Source organism: Chryseobacterium tagetis (assembly GCF_016735585.2).
Lineage (GTDB): Bacteria > Bacteroidota > Bacteroidia > Flavobacteriales > Weeksellaceae > Chryseobacterium > Chryseobacterium tagetis.
This window is the reverse complement of record NZ_JAERSE020000001.1, coordinates 656,997-670,724: the sequence shown is the minus strand read 5'-3', so window position 1 is coordinate 670,724 and position 13,728 is coordinate 656,997. Positions and strand designations below refer to the sequence as shown.

The following is a 13,728-nucleotide window of genomic DNA, read 5'->3' as shown; positions in this document are numbered from 1 at the left end:
TTAAAAATCATTTAAATTCATTTGTAGTCGTTTGCAAACGGATATTTTGTATCTTTAGCTTATAAAAAGAAAATTGTGAAGAAAACTTTTAAAAGAACATTAAGAGTCTCAAAATATGTGATCTATAAAGAAACCTTAATAGACTATAAAGAACATTTTTGGTCATTTTTAGGTGCTTTCTTTGGGATTGGAATCATTGCCTTTATACAGTCTCATACCTTATTGGAAACAGAAAATATTTTTCTTATTGGTTCTTTTGGAGCATCAAGTGTTTTAATTTACGGAGCTATTCAAAGTCCATTGGCTCAACCTCGAAATCTAATTGGAGGTCATGTTCTCTCTGCTTTGGTAGGTGTTACCGTTTACAAAATCGTTCCTGACATTATCTGGCTTTCTGCTCCTTTAGCAGTAGCATTTTCAATTGTTTTAATGCAATACACCAAAACCTTACATCCTCCCGGAGGAGCAACTGCGCTTATAGCTGTAAGTTCTACAGGAAAAATTCCGGAATTGGGATATTGGTATGTTTTATCTCCTGTTTTATCGGGTTGTATTATCTTATTACTTGTTGCCCTGTTTTTTAATAACTTAACTCCTAACAGAAGTTATCCTAATCATACAAGGTTTAAAAGGTTATTAAAGAAAAAACATGCACATCCACACAAAATGAAAAAATAAAAATTATGAATTGTCTAGAATGCGGTGAAAAAATTATCGGCAGATCAGATAAAAAATTCTGCAACGATGCCTGTAGAAATGCCTACAATAATAAGCAGAATAAAGATTCTAATAACCTGATGCGCAATATCAACAACAAATTGCGCAAAAACTACCGTATTCTGATTGATATAAACACGGAAGGGAAAACGAAAATTGCAAAGGCAAAGTTAGATGGCTTAGGTTTTGATTTCAATTATTTCACCAATATTAAAGTATATAAAAACGGTGCAGAATATAAATTCATATACGACTACGGCTATAAAATACTGGAAGATAATTATATACTTATTGTAAAAAATCAAGCCTAAAAGATTTGCTATATGAAAGAAATAGTACTGATTACAGGAGCCGGCGGATTGATTGCTCAGGAGCTCTCAAAAAAAATAAGCAATGATTACGAAGTAAGATTTCTCACCCGAAGTAAAAAACATGAAAATGATTTTGAATGGGATGTGAAAAATGGCATTATTGATGAATCTGCTTTAGAAAACGTTTCTCATATTATTCATCTTGCAGGAGCCAATATTTCAGAAAAACGATGGACTTCAGAAAGAAAAAAAGAACTTATTTCCAGCCGTGTCGATTCTGCAAAGCTTCTTTTGGATACTGTAAGGAAAAAAAATATAAAACTAAAATCTTTCATTTCTGCTTCAGGAATTAATTATTACGGAACAATAACTTCCGAAAAAATATTTACTGAAAATGACACGCCGGGAAATGATTTTTTAAGCGAAGTTGTTATTCTATGGGAAAGAGCTGCAGACGAATTTAATATCCAAAATCTTGCGGAAAGAGTGGTGAAAATAAGAACAGCAGTTGTACTTTCAGAAAAAGAAGGGGCTTTAAAGAAAATGCTTCCTCCGATACAATATGGCATAGGTTCAGCATTGGGAAGCGGAAAACAATACATGCCATGGATTCATATTAAAGACATATGCTCTATTTATGAATTTGCTTTGAAAAATTCTCATATAAACGGAGCCTACAACGCAAACTCTCCGGAGCAGACAACCAATGAAAATTTGACAAAACAAATAGCTAAGACAATGCAAAAGCCTCTCTTTATGCCAAATGTCCCAGCTTTCGTATTAAAACTTATCTTTGGTGAATTAGCAGATGCTTTATTAGAAGGATCAAGAGCTTCTTCACAAAAAATTCAGGATGCGGGTTTTCGGTTTGAATTCCCTGATTTAAAAAACAGTTTAGAAGATTTATTATTAAAAAAGAGATAAAAGTAAAATTGCAGATGCAAAATCCAAAAATAAAGATTAAGAACACAGAAATACTATCTGACAATTGGTATACTTTGAAAAAAGTAACCTTCAGTATTGAAAAGAAAGACGGCAGTGAAGAAACCCAAAGCAGAGAAGCGTATGACAGGGGAAACGGAGCTGTTATTTTACTTTATAATGTAGCCCACAAAACCATTATTCTTACCAGACAATTCCGCTTGCCAACCTACATTAACGGAAATACTGACGGAATGCTTATAGAAGCTTGTGCAGGTTTATTAGATAATGGTCACCCGGAAGAGTGTATCAAAAGAGAAACAGAAGAAGAAACAGGTTATAAAATTTCTGAAGTTAAAAAAGTATTTGAAGCTTATATGTCCCCCGGTTCAGTTACTGAAATTCTTCATTTTTTTATCGCAGAATATTCAAATGAAATGAAAATAGCAGACGGGGGCGGTCTTGAAGAGGAAGGTGAAAATATTGAAGTACTGGAACTTTCTTTTGAAGAAGCGCTTGATATGATCGACAAAGGCGACATTAAAGATGCCAAAACCATCATGCTGATTCAATATCTCCGCTTAAAAAATATTTTGTAGGATTCTTACACCACGTAAAAATTAAATTTTGAAATTATGAAACTCTTACTATCATTAAGTCTATGCTTATCATTATCTGTTTATTCTTTCGGGCAAAAAACAGAACCATTAAGTTCCAAAGATCAGACTCTTATTGAGCGTTTTAAAACGGAATATAAAAAAAAGAATTATAAAAAATTCGAAGGAAAAATAACCGTGAAAGATACGCAAGTACAGTTTGATGATAAGATTATTTATTATGATAAATCAGATAAGACCATAGCTTCTGTATTAAAAGAAGGTCTTATTTATCCGCAATTGCTGACCGATTATCAAATGGAAAAATTCCTGGTCGAAACCACAGATAAAACACAGAAAAGATTTCTAAAGCTTCAGAAAGATCCTCGTGCCAGTTTCGATGTAAATAATGTAAACCTGACCAATATTAAAGAACTGTCATTTGCGGACTCCAATCCTAAAGCTAAAAGGTTCAAAATAACGTTTAAAGATAACAGAATCAACAGTACCATTCTGTATTTCATTGAACTTACCAATAAAAGCGCGAAAGAAAATACTCCTTTGAATGAATTTGTAGCAGGATCAAGTTTAACTTACCTGAAACAAATTGAATAAAAATAAACAGCCCTCTCTTGTTTTCAAGAGAGGGCTGTTTATTGATACCAAAATCTAAATCTTATCCAAAACTTTTTTAGGAAGTATTTTTGCCAATTCTGTTTTGTATTCTTTTTCAAGGATCACAAACTTCCAGTATTTTCTGTCTTTTGATACTGCACAAGCTTTCATGTTAGCATTGATGATATATGTGCCTTCATTCGCCAAATATTTAACGTTATTTTTACCGTATTTACTTACTAAAGCTGCATTCATCTGCTTTTTCATTTCTTCATTCATAGAGCTTACATTACATTTCAGCTTAGAAGAATAATTGGTAATAGAGAAATATTCATCATTAATTAATTCTGGTTTTTCAATAGCCCCAAACTGAAGATCCTGCATCTCAATCTTCATAAACGGATTGTTGTACGTCAGATTTAAAATCTGGGTCATCTGTTCTTTAGGAACGATCGTAAAAAACTTAGGATAAATACAGTTTACCGCCTGATCTATTTTTTTAGTTTTAATACTGTTTACAAAATAAGTAAGGTTTTTCTTTATTGCCAGATCGTCTGTATTCACTTTTGTCTGAGCAAAAGAAATAAATGACAGCATTACGAATAGAAATAGAAGTGATTTGGTTTTCATCATTATTACACTTTTTTGGTATATATGTCGATGAATTTAGGAGGATCGTTACAAGATACATTTTGAATAGACGAAAAAAAGCCATCCTTTCGGACGGCTTTTAAAATATTTTAAGATTCGATTATTTTACTTTTACAAGCTCAACATCAAAAATCAACCAAGCATTTGGCGGAATTACTCCTCCTGCTCCTCTTTCTCCGTAACCCATTGCAGGTGGAATCAATAATGTAGCAGTTTCACCTTCTTTTAATAAAAGAATTCCTTCATCCCATCCTTTAATAACTCTACCCATTCCGATTGGAATTTCGATAGGTTCATTTCTTTTGAATGAAGAATCAAACTCAGTTCCGTCTACCAATTTACCAGCATAATGTACAGATACATTATCACCAGCTTTTGGAGCATTTCCTGTAGTTGTTTTTGTTATTTTATAATAAAGCCCAGATTCTGTTTTTTGCATTCCAGCTTTCAGATCTTCAACCATTTTCAATTGGTTTGCTTTAAACTCTTCTTCTTTTTTCTTTTTGTCAGCCTCTTCTTTAGCAATAGCAATTTTGTTATTTTCTGCAATTTTAGCTTTTCCTTCGTTGAAAGTTTTTGCAGGATCATAGTTTTTGTACTCGTCACCTTTGCTGAAAATAGAAACTTTTTCTAAAACAATGTCTGTTTTAGGTTTATCCTGTGGTCCTTTTTCTACATTTGCGATTGTATCAATCACATCTTCACCTTTTACTACCTTTCCGAAGATTGTATGTTTTCCGTCTAGCCAAGGTGTAGCAACTTCAGTAATGAAGAATTGAGATCCGTTTGTATTAGGGCCAGAATTCGCCATAGAAAGAACTCCTTTCCCAGTATGTTTAAGGTCGTTTCTTTCATCTTCAAATTTATATCCTGGATCTCCCATTCCTGTTCCTTGAGGATCTCCTCCCTGAATCATAAAATCTTTGATCACTCTGTGGAAAATAGTTCCGTCATAGTAAGGAACTCCTTTCGCTTTCGCTTTGTTGTCGATTTTACCTTCTGCAAGACCAATAAAGTTCGCTACAGTTACAGGTGCTTTCTTGTCTTCAAATTTTACGATCAAGTTTCCTTTTGTCGTTTGAATATTGGCATAAAGCCCGTCATTAAGACCTTCGTAAGTTTCTTTGTCTACGTTCATTTTTTTATAAATTGGGGTACAACTCATCAGCGAAATACTTGCCGCTGCCAGAATTATATTCTTGTTAAACAATTTCATTTATTATAAAGCTTTTAATTTTATGATTAAAGGGATGTCGTTCTCAATTTTCTTCTCGTCTCCGAAAGTTCCGTAAGCTAGAGAAGATGGAACTAAAAGTGTAACTTCCTCACCATCATGTATAAAACGTAAAGCATTTTCTACCGCTTTTAATTCATCAAAATGTCCGAATTTAGCATCTCTTCTTCCAACAGGCTGATCATAAATTTTGGTCTGATCAAAATCGTAAAGATCATAAGAGTAAGAAATAACGCTTTCGTCCTGTCTTCTTGCTCTCTTATCAAAACCTTCAGCATTTACCCAGTAATTAAGCTGCGTTGAGTAAAATTTTTCAGTCTGTCCGCCAATCCAATCCTGAATCTGGTTTCTTTCCAAAGCATTCAGATTTTTCATTCTTTCCCTGGAAATATCCAGATCACTTTTGCTTAAAACACCACCTACAGGAGGATGTGCCTGTTGTGTATTTCTATTGCAGCTCAATAAGCCCAATACAGATATGAAGAGTATTTTTTTCATAAACATTTGCGAAAATACACATTTCGGGAATTATTTACAAAAGTTCGCGAACTTATTAAATTAAAAGTTTTACCATTTTTGAAATAATATGATTATAATATATTACATCTATTTAAACGCAAAGATTTATTTTTCTTACCGAATATTTTTAAAGGAGCAAAGACTGCGATAAAATAGCTGATGAAGCCAGCTATTAAAATCAATAAAATTGATTACTCTTTGCTCACTTAAATAATAAGAACTTAAAATACCTCCTTTGCGTTTAAAAATTAAATTATTAAGAATCCTATTATCACTCTGACGAAGGAAGAATCTCAGTAACTTAAAACTCGAAATTCTTCAATCCACTTCACTTCTTTCAGAATGACAAAAGCCAAAATAGCATAACTTAAAACAAAAAAAGCCGGGAAAATTCCCGACTTCATATAGATTTTTATTGAATTAAATTAAACCGTTTCCAATACGTGATCTACCAATACTCTCCATCCGAATGTATCTTCAGAATGATTGGTCTGTAAATCTACTAGATCTTTTTTCAAAATTTCTGCATAGCTTTCTTCAGCAGAAAGTTTTGGTAATTCCAGTTTTTCATTATTATATCCTAAAGCCTGGAAAACTGTTGTTACCACTGCTGTTCCTACTCCCCAAACTTCTTTCAAAGTTCCGTTTTTCTGAGCTTCTACAACATCTTTTACTTTAATTGGTTCTACTTTTACTTCAAAACCTCTTTTCTTCGCCAAAGCAATGAAACTGTCTCTTGTAACACCGTCTAAGATCTTTTCAGAAGTCGGTGGTGTAAAAATCGTATCGTTAATTCTTACAAATACATTCATTGTTCCACTCTCTTCGAAATATTCATGAGTAGCGTCATCTGTCCAGATAATTTGGTCATATCCTTCTTCAATAGCCAACTGAGTCGGGTAGAAAGATGCAGCATAATTTCCGGCAGCTTTAGCAGAACCTACTCCACCATTTGCAGCTCTTGAATAATGATCAGAAATTTTCACAGAAACAGGCTCAGTATAATACATTTTAGCAGGTGTTGCTACAATTGCAAACATATATTTTTCAGCTACTCTTGCTTTCAGTGCTTCTTCCGTAGCAAAAATCAATGGTCTTATATATAAAGACATTCCTTCACCTTGAGGAATCCAATCTCTGTCAATATCTACCAAAGCTTTCAACCCATCCAAAAACATTTCTTCTGTAACTTCAGGCATAGCAAGACGTTTCGCTGATTTATTGATACGTTCAAAATTCTTTTCAGGCCTGAAAAGGAAAACCTGTCCGTCTTTGTCTTTGTAGGCTTTCATACCTTCAAAACAAGCCTGTCCGTAATTTACTCCCATCATTGCAGGTGTAAATAGTATTGGACCATAAGGAACTAATTTCACATCACCCCACTTCCCATTTTCATACTCACAAATCACCATATGATCAATGAAAGTATTTCCAAATGAAAAATTGTTTGGGTCGAATGTAGAAATTCTGGAGTTTTCAGTTTTTTGAATTATCATTTCTAAAATTTTTTATGATGTTCTACAAATTTAACATAATTTTCTAAATATAAAAATTTTAGAGTAAATTTGTGAAAAAATAGCTTGAAAAGAGAAATAAAAACCACAAAAGACGGAAGTAAAACATTGTTTATTAATGAATTAAATGAAAACTACCATTCTCACAACGGTGCGCTTCAGGAAGCAGAACACGTGTTTATTAAAAATGGACTAAATTTAATAAATGATTGCGAAATTAATATTCTAGAACTAGGTTTTGGAACAGGTTTAAATGTTTTAGTAACAATTAATGAATATTTAAAAACTGACAAAAATCATATCATCAACTATTTTTCACTGGAAAAATACCCCATAAATGAATCCGAAATTAAGGATTTGGCTTATTTCGAGCTTTTTGATAATCCCGAATTCAAAAATATTTATCAAAAAATTCATTTGGCAGAATGGGAAAAGCCAGTAGAAATCGTTAAAGGATTTAACCTAAAAAAGATAGAATGTGACTTTTTCGACCTGAAAAACATAGCGTTACCTGAGATCAACCTCGTATATTTTGATTGCTTTGGAGCCAGAGTACAACCAGATCTTTGGGAAAAACCTTTATTTGAAATGGTTGCTGACAAAATGCCGGTTAACGGACTTTTAACAACGTATTCTTCAAAAGGTAGTGTGAGAAGGATCCTTCAGGAACTGAATTTTAAAGTGGAAAAGAAACAAGGTCCTCCCGGAAAAAGAGAAATGATTAATGCGGTTAAATTATAGAAGCAAAAAGTAAGAAGTAAGAAGTGAGAAGTGAGAAGTGAGAAGTAAAAGGTAATATAATATATATGATATCAAGCGAAACTCAACTCAATATATTTTACAAACTAATTTCTAACTTCTAATCTTTAACTTCTCTCCAAATTTCCTTATTTTAGCTGTACAAATTATTATATATGATAGATAAGATCAACATTAGAGTATACGCTTGTGCTGTAAAAGACAAAAAGGTATTAACCTTATTTGAAGAGTATGCAGGTGAAGCTTTAATGAAATTTCCAGGAGGAGGATTAGAATATGGTGAAGGAGTTTTAGAATGCCTTCATCGTGAATTTGATGAAGAGCTCAATGTAAAAGTTGAAATTGCAGAGCATTTTTATACGCAGGAAGATTTTTTAGTTTCTCGTTTCAGAGAAAATGAGCAGTTGCTTACTATATATTATCTTGTAAACATTATCAATGAAGAAGATTTTCTGATTCTCGATCCATGTATAGAAAAAGTAGAATGGATTGATATCGAACAACCCGACAATCCATTTCCTTTACCTATTGACAAAATTGTTTTTGATAAATTAAAAGAAAAATTCCTGTAAATAAATTTACAGGAATTTTTTATAGCTTTTTTACTTTCCTACTTTAAACTGATAAGCTCCGGGATAAGGTTGAAGGAAACCGGAATTCCAGTTAGACTGCAACAGTGACTCAAGAAACTCATCCGTTCTGTTTACATGGGGATTATACTGATCTTTCAAATCTATATCTGCCATTTTTCCTTTTACATTCCACCAAAACGCGCTCCATCCTCCTCTTAGTTCTTTTATGATCTCATATACGTTCTGACCGGTTGCTCTGTTCATAAGCTTGGCAAAAACCTGTCCTTCCGTAGTTGTCAAATCTCTCAACTGCTTTTCATACTGATCCGCCAACATATTCTGTCTTTCTCTTACATATTTTCTCTTCGCTTTACTATCCAAATTATTCATTTCTTTTTGAATATCACGATATTGGCTTAAAGCTGTTACAAATAACGGATAAACCCTGTATAATTTCTTATTAAGAAAGTAATAATAGTTTTTATCCAGCTGGTTATTAAACTTAGGTTTGTTTAATAGCGTCAACTCATCCATTACAACAACTGTCTCGCCATTTATTTCATAAAACTTGGCTTTTTGCCTTTCATCATAATAATATTTATTTCCAAATTCATCTACTTTCAATAGTTCGGGTGGATATTGGCTTAACGGAATATTCCCGAGAGAATCTTTTTGCCCAAAAACACCCACTCCAAAAAAGAAAAGAAAAAGGCAAATAATTTTATTAAAATTCATTATTTTTACACTTATTAGAACAAAAATTACTTACAAAAATCATTCCTTTTTATGAAATTTGAAAAGAAATCTTTAAAGTTTTTAGAGAAATACTTAAATACGGCATCTCCTACTGGTTTTGAGCATAAAGGACAGGAAATCTGGATGGATTATATAAGCCCTTATGTTGACAAAATAGAAGTTGATCATTATGGCACCTGCTACGGAATCATCAATCCTGAAGCGGAGTTCAAAGTGGTAATCGAAGCTCATGCAGATGAGATCTCATGGTATGTAAATTATATTACAGATGACGGGTTGATCTATGTAATCAGAAACGGAGGTTCAGATCAAACAATCGCTCCTTCAAAAGTGGTTCATATTCATGGAGAAAAAGGCATCGTAAAAGGTGTTTTCGGCTGGCCGGCCATTCATACAAGAAGTGCCAATCAAAATGAGCCTACTCCAAAAATTGAAAATATCTTCATCGATTGCGGTGCTGTTTCCAAAAAAGAGGTTGAAGATCTGGGAGTCTATGTAGGATGCATGATTACTTATCCTGATGAGTTTTTCGAAATGAACGACAGATATTTCGTTTGCCGTGCTCTAGACAACAGAATCGGAGGGTTTATGATTGCTGAAGTGGCAAGACTTTTAAAAGAAAACAAAAAAACTATTCCTTTTGGTTTATACATTACCAATTCCGTACAGGAAGAAGTAGGTTTGTATGGAGCGGACATGATTGCTGATACTATCAAACCGAATATTGCCATCGTGACAGACGTTACCCACGACACCACTACTCCAATGATTGAGAAGAAAAAAGAAGGTGATCAAAAATGTGGAGCAGGTCCGGTTGTTTTCTTTGCGCCCAGTATTCACCATACCATAAGAGAATTAATTATTGATACTGCAAAAACAAAGAAAATTCCTTTCCAACGTGCTGCTGCAAGCAGAGCTACAGGAACTGATACCGATGCTTTTGCCCATTCTAACGGTGGTGTACCAAGTGCATTAATTTCCCTACCTTTGCGCTATATGCATACCACAGTAGAAATGGTTTCTAAAGAAGACGTAGGAAACGTTATTAAGCTTATCTACGAAACCCTTCTGAAGATACAGCCGGAAATGAAACTGAAGTATCATTAAAAGAAATAAAAGTAAAGTATAAAAAGTAAAAATGAAAACGAAGCTTATTGCTCCTTCCCTTTTATCCGCAGACTTTGGGAATCTGCAAAGAGACATTGAAATGCTGAACAATTCTCAGGCTGACTGGCTTCACGTGGATGTGATGGACGGAAGATTTGTTCCTAATATTTCATTTGGTTTTCCTGTGATGAAAACGATTCAACAACACGCGAAAAAGTTTGTAGACGTTCATTTAATGATTGTTGAACCAGAAAAATATGTTGAAGAATTCATCAATCATGGGGCAGATTTGGTTTCTGTTCATTATGAAGCTTGTACACATCTTCACAGAACCATTCATCATATTCAGAGTTTGGGCGCAAAGGCAGGAGTTGTTTTAAACCCTTCTACTCCGGTTTTAATGTTGGAAGATATTATTGCTGATGTAGATTTGGTATTATTAATGAGTGTAAATCCAGGATTTGGAGGTCAGAAATTCATTGAAAATACTTATAAAAAGATTGCTGAAACTAAAGATTTAATCTTAAGTAATAACTCTACCGCTCTTATCCAAGTAGATGGCGGAGTGAATCTTGATAATGCTTCTAAGCTTTTCGAAGCAGGAGCTGACGTTTTAGTTGCAGGCAATGCGGTATTCTCAGCCGAGAGTCCTGAAAAAACAATCGAATTATTAAAGATCTAAACTGACTGATATTACATAAAAATGAAAAGGCAGCCTTTCGGTTGCCTTTATCATTTCCCCAAAAAAAATTGAGTTTATAATAGTTATTAGTTTTTACATGTATTAATTATAGATTACTTCCATAATTTGATGGCGTAAATTTCCTAATAAATACCAATACAAAAACACCGTAAAAACACGGAAATTCAAATACCGTATTTTTACGGTGTTTTTGTATTTTAAAACTATAGCCTCAAAATATACAGTCTTTTACAACATCATTACTTTCCTTATTTTAGCAAAAAATAAACAATGAAAAACAAGTTGATCAGGACTTTTCTATTAGGAGCACTTCTTTCCACTTCTCAAATCAACGCTCAAAACGGCTCGCTTACTGATCAAAAAATGGAATGGTTTCAGGATGCTAAACTGGGAATTTTTATTCACTGGGGAATTTACTCTGTCAATGGCATTTCCGAATCCTGGTCTTTTTTTAATAATTATATTAATCATGAAAATTATATGAAGCAGCTTAATGGATTTTCCGCTTCACAATACCAACCTGAAAACTGGGTAAAACTGATTAAAGATTCCGGAGCAAAATATTCTGTGATAACTACAAAACACCACGATGGTGTAGCTCTTTGGAATTCTAAAGCAGAGAAAGCAACAACCATTCCTCAAAATTCTTTAGCAAAAAAAGACGTCTTGACTCCTTTTGTGAGTGAACTTAAAAAATCAGGATTAAAAACTGGACTTTATTACTCTCTTCCTGATTGGAGCCACCCTTATTATGACATTAAAACAAGAGCCGAAAAAAGATATGATATAAAAAATGATGTTAAACGTTGGCAAAATTACATCACTTATTATCAAACTCAGTTAAATGAACTTTCTTCACAATATCAACCCGATCTTTTATGGTTTGATGGTGATTGGGAACACTCTTCGCAAGAATGGCATGCTCCAGAAACTCTTGAAAATCTGAAAAAACACAATCCAAATATTATTATTAATTCAAGACTTAACAATCATGGTGATTATGAAACACCGGAACAAGGAATTCCGGTAATAAGCCCGGAAAATGAATATTGGGAACTTTGCTATACCATGAATGATTCCTGGGGATTCCAGCCTTTTGACACTCATTACAAAACACCCAACATGATCGTAAGAACATTGGCTGATGCTATCAGTATGGGAGGAAATTTACTCTTAGATATAGGGCCAAAAGCAGATGGAAGCATCCCTGAAGAACAGGCAGAAATTCTAAAAAACCTTGGAAGATGGACTTCAAAACACAAAGAAGCAATTTACGGAACACGAAAAGGCTTACCTTTTGATAATTACAAAAGAAAATCTTCCCTTTCAAAAGACGGAAAAAAAGTATTTCTTTACCTGGAGGAAGCTAAAGATTTTACAAAAATTTACGGTTTAGATTCCAAGCTTATTTCCGCAAAAATTATTGGAGATAATAATGGTAAAGTTGATTTTAAAACAGACCGCTACGGAGGTACAACTATTTATTTTTCAAAGGTAAATTTTGATCAGGATGTGACTGTTGTCGAACTAAATTTCAATGAGAAAATTAAGTTTTCCAAGACAATAAAAAAAGAGGAATTTTCTCTACAGGAAATTTTAGAAGACAAAAATTCCCAAAACTCTGTTTATGAAATTTCAGAACAGCTGTATGAAAGAAAAAATATTTTCAATAATTCAGGATTGACGAATGATGGACTAAATATGAAGATCAAAACAACCTCAAAAACCAATCAGGAAACATTAAACTGGATCAGCAAACACGCTGAAGCTCTTTTTGAAACTGAAAAAGGACTGCCAAATGGTCACTATTCCGGAATGAGTACCCTTTCAAAAGACAAACAGACCGTTTATCTTTTTGTGGAAGGAATTCCAACAGGGCCTATTGCCTTAAAAGGAATTAAAAATGGGATTTCCAGAATTCGTATTGTAGGTGAAGGATCTATGATCAATCATATGATTTACAATAAGCTTTATTGGAGTGACAGACCCGGAATTGTTTATATTGACATTCCGAAAGAAAGGCTGGACAAAGACATGACCGTCATCGCTGTTTTACTGGATAAACCTATTGAATTATATCGTGAAAAAATAAAAGCCATAGAAAATAATTTATGACATTTGTATAAAAAGAAAGTCCGGAGATTTTTCTCCGGACTTTTTATTTTGAAATCTTTTTTCTTAGAAAATTTCTCTTCCTGAAAAATGAAACTGAGCTTCAATAAGAGCGTTTTCATCAGAATCAGAACCATGCACAGCATTTTCTCCAATGCTTCTTGCAAACATTTTTCTGATTGTTCCTTCAGCAGCTTCTGCAGGGTTTGTAGCACCAATTAAAGTTCTGAAATCTTCAACTGCATTATCTTTTTCTAAAACAGCAGCAACGATTGGTCCAGAGCTCATGAATTCTACCAATTCTCCGTAGAATGGTCTTTCAGCATGTACTTCGTAGAATTTTTTAGCATCAGCAACTGTAAGCTGAGTCAATTTTAAAGCTTTAATCTTAAAGCCTCCTTCAGAGATTTTACCTAATATCGCACCGATATGTCCGTCTGCAACAGCGTCCGGCTTAATCATAGTGAATGTAATGTTAGACATAAATGTTATATTTTTTTAAGTGACCAAAATTACAAAAAAATATCCGATTTTAATTTTAATTTTTTTTTAACATAAAATTAACTTTTTGAATAATTCGCAATCAATTTTTTGGCACAGTAATTGTTTATTCTATTCCGATTCTCATGTTTAATTTGAGT

The 13,728-nt window shown here is 33.4% G+C and carries 16 protein-coding genes; 10 read left to right on the top strand and 6 right to left on the bottom strand.

Features of this window, described 5'->3' with window-relative positions; all coding sequences use genetic code 11:
- The first annotated feature begins 75 nt into the window (after nt 1-75).
- Genes JI747_RS02870 through JI747_RS02850 form a run of 5 tightly spaced genes read left to right on the top strand, consistent with a single transcriptional unit; the run spans nt 76 to nt 3,160 of the window.
- Complete coding sequence (locus JI747_RS02870) at nt 76-678, top strand: HPP family protein (RefSeq protein ID WP_225686155.1); 603 nt, start codon at nt 76-78, stop codon at nt 676-678.
- Nucleotides 679-683: 5 nt separating this feature from the next.
- On the top strand, nt 684-1,028 hold the full coding sequence (locus JI747_RS02865) for a hypothetical protein (RefSeq protein WP_225686153.1): 345 nt from the start codon (nt 684-686) through the stop codon (nt 1,026-1,028).
- 12 nt (nt 1,029-1,040) lie between these two features.
- Nucleotides 1,041-1,952: a TIGR01777 family oxidoreductase gene (locus JI747_RS02860; protein ID WP_225686152.1), complete on the top strand. Its 912-nt coding sequence runs from the start codon at nt 1,041-1,043 to the stop codon at nt 1,950-1,952.
- A 14-nt stretch (nt 1,953-1,966) separates the two neighbouring features.
- Nucleotides 1,967-2,548: a GDP-mannose pyrophosphatase NudK gene (gene nudK, locus JI747_RS02855; protein ID WP_225686151.1), complete on the top strand. Its 582-nt coding sequence runs from the start codon at nt 1,967-1,969 to the stop codon at nt 2,546-2,548.
- Nucleotides 2,549-2,584: 36 nt separating this feature from the next.
- Nucleotides 2,585-3,160: a hypothetical protein gene (locus JI747_RS02850; protein ID WP_225686150.1), complete on the top strand. Its 576-nt coding sequence runs from the start codon at nt 2,585-2,587 to the stop codon at nt 3,158-3,160.
- A gap of 54 nt (nt 3,161-3,214) precedes the next feature.
- On the opposite strand, the gene JI747_RS02845 is transcribed toward JI747_RS02850, so the two are convergent.
- The 4 genes from JI747_RS02845 to JI747_RS02830 all read right to left on the bottom strand — a co-directional run bounded on the left by JI747_RS02845 (nt 3,215) and on the right by JI747_RS02830 (nt 7,060).
- The gene (locus JI747_RS02845) at nt 3,215-3,793 is read right to left on the bottom strand and encodes a hypothetical protein (RefSeq protein ID WP_225686149.1); all 579 of its coding nucleotides are present in this window, start codon (nt 3,791-3,793) and stop codon (nt 3,215-3,217) included.
- Nucleotides 3,794-3,911: 118 nt separating this feature from the next.
- Entirely contained in the window at nt 3,912-4,949 is a 1,038-nt protein-coding gene (locus JI747_RS02840) for a peptidylprolyl isomerase (RefSeq protein ID WP_225686786.1), read from the bottom strand.
- Between the two features lie 81 nt (nt 4,950-5,030).
- On the bottom strand, nt 5,031-5,543 hold the full coding sequence (locus JI747_RS02835; protein WP_225686148.1) for an FKBP-type peptidyl-prolyl cis-trans isomerase: 513 nt from the start codon (nt 5,541-5,543) through the stop codon (nt 5,031-5,033).
- Nucleotides 5,544-5,989: 446 nt separating this feature from the next.
- Nucleotides 5,990-7,060, bottom strand: a complete 1,071-nt coding sequence (locus JI747_RS02830) for a branched-chain amino acid aminotransferase (protein ID WP_225686147.1) — start codon at nt 7,058-7,060, stop codon at nt 5,990-5,992.
- 84 nt (nt 7,061-7,144) lie between these two features.
- On the opposite strand from JI747_RS02830, the gene mnmD reads away from it, so the two are divergent.
- Together mnmD and JI747_RS02820 are read left to right on the top strand one after the other, a co-directional pair.
- Nucleotides 7,145-7,819, top strand: a complete 675-nt coding sequence (gene mnmD, locus JI747_RS02825; protein ID WP_225686146.1) for a tRNA (5-methylaminomethyl-2-thiouridine)(34)-methyltransferase MnmD — start codon at nt 7,145-7,147, stop codon at nt 7,817-7,819.
- A gap of 173 nt (nt 7,820-7,992) precedes the next feature.
- The gene (locus JI747_RS02820) at nt 7,993-8,409 is read left to right on the top strand and encodes an NUDIX hydrolase (protein WP_225686145.1); all 417 of its coding nucleotides are present in this window, start codon (nt 7,993-7,995) and stop codon (nt 8,407-8,409) included.
- A gap of 30 nt (nt 8,410-8,439) precedes the next feature.
- Here the strand turns inward: JI747_RS02820 and JI747_RS02815 are convergent, their stop codons facing one another.
- Nucleotides 8,440-9,144, bottom strand: coding sequence for a DUF4294 domain-containing protein (locus JI747_RS02815; RefSeq protein WP_225686143.1), 705 nt, complete (start codon nt 9,142-9,144; stop codon nt 8,440-8,442).
- 51 nt (nt 9,145-9,195) lie between these two features.
- Here JI747_RS02815 and chrP point away from each other — a divergent pair, with 51 nt between their 5' ends.
- The 3 genes from chrP (at nt 9,196) to JI747_RS02800 (ending at nt 13,090) form a co-directional block, all read left to right on the top strand.
- On the top strand, nt 9,196-10,272 hold the full coding sequence (chrP, locus tag JI747_RS02810) for a chryseobasin maturation metalloprotease ChrP (RefSeq protein WP_225686141.1): 1,077 nt from the start codon (nt 9,196-9,198) through the stop codon (nt 10,270-10,272).
- A gap of 31 nt (nt 10,273-10,303) precedes the next feature.
- On the top strand, nt 10,304-10,954 hold the full coding sequence (gene rpe / locus JI747_RS02805) for a ribulose-phosphate 3-epimerase (RefSeq protein WP_225686139.1): 651 nt from the start codon (nt 10,304-10,306) through the stop codon (nt 10,952-10,954).
- A gap of 291 nt (nt 10,955-11,245) precedes the next feature.
- Nucleotides 11,246-13,090, top strand: coding sequence for an alpha-L-fucosidase (locus JI747_RS02800; protein WP_225686137.1), 1,845 nt, complete (start codon nt 11,246-11,248; stop codon nt 13,088-13,090).
- A 63-nt stretch (nt 13,091-13,153) separates the two neighbouring features.
- Here JI747_RS02800 and JI747_RS02795 read toward each other — a convergent pair whose 3' ends face one another.
- Nucleotides 13,154-13,570, bottom strand: a complete 417-nt coding sequence (locus tag JI747_RS02795) for a nucleoside-diphosphate kinase (RefSeq protein ID WP_225686135.1) — start codon at nt 13,568-13,570, stop codon at nt 13,154-13,156.
- Between the last annotated feature and the right edge of the window lie 158 nt (nt 13,571-13,728).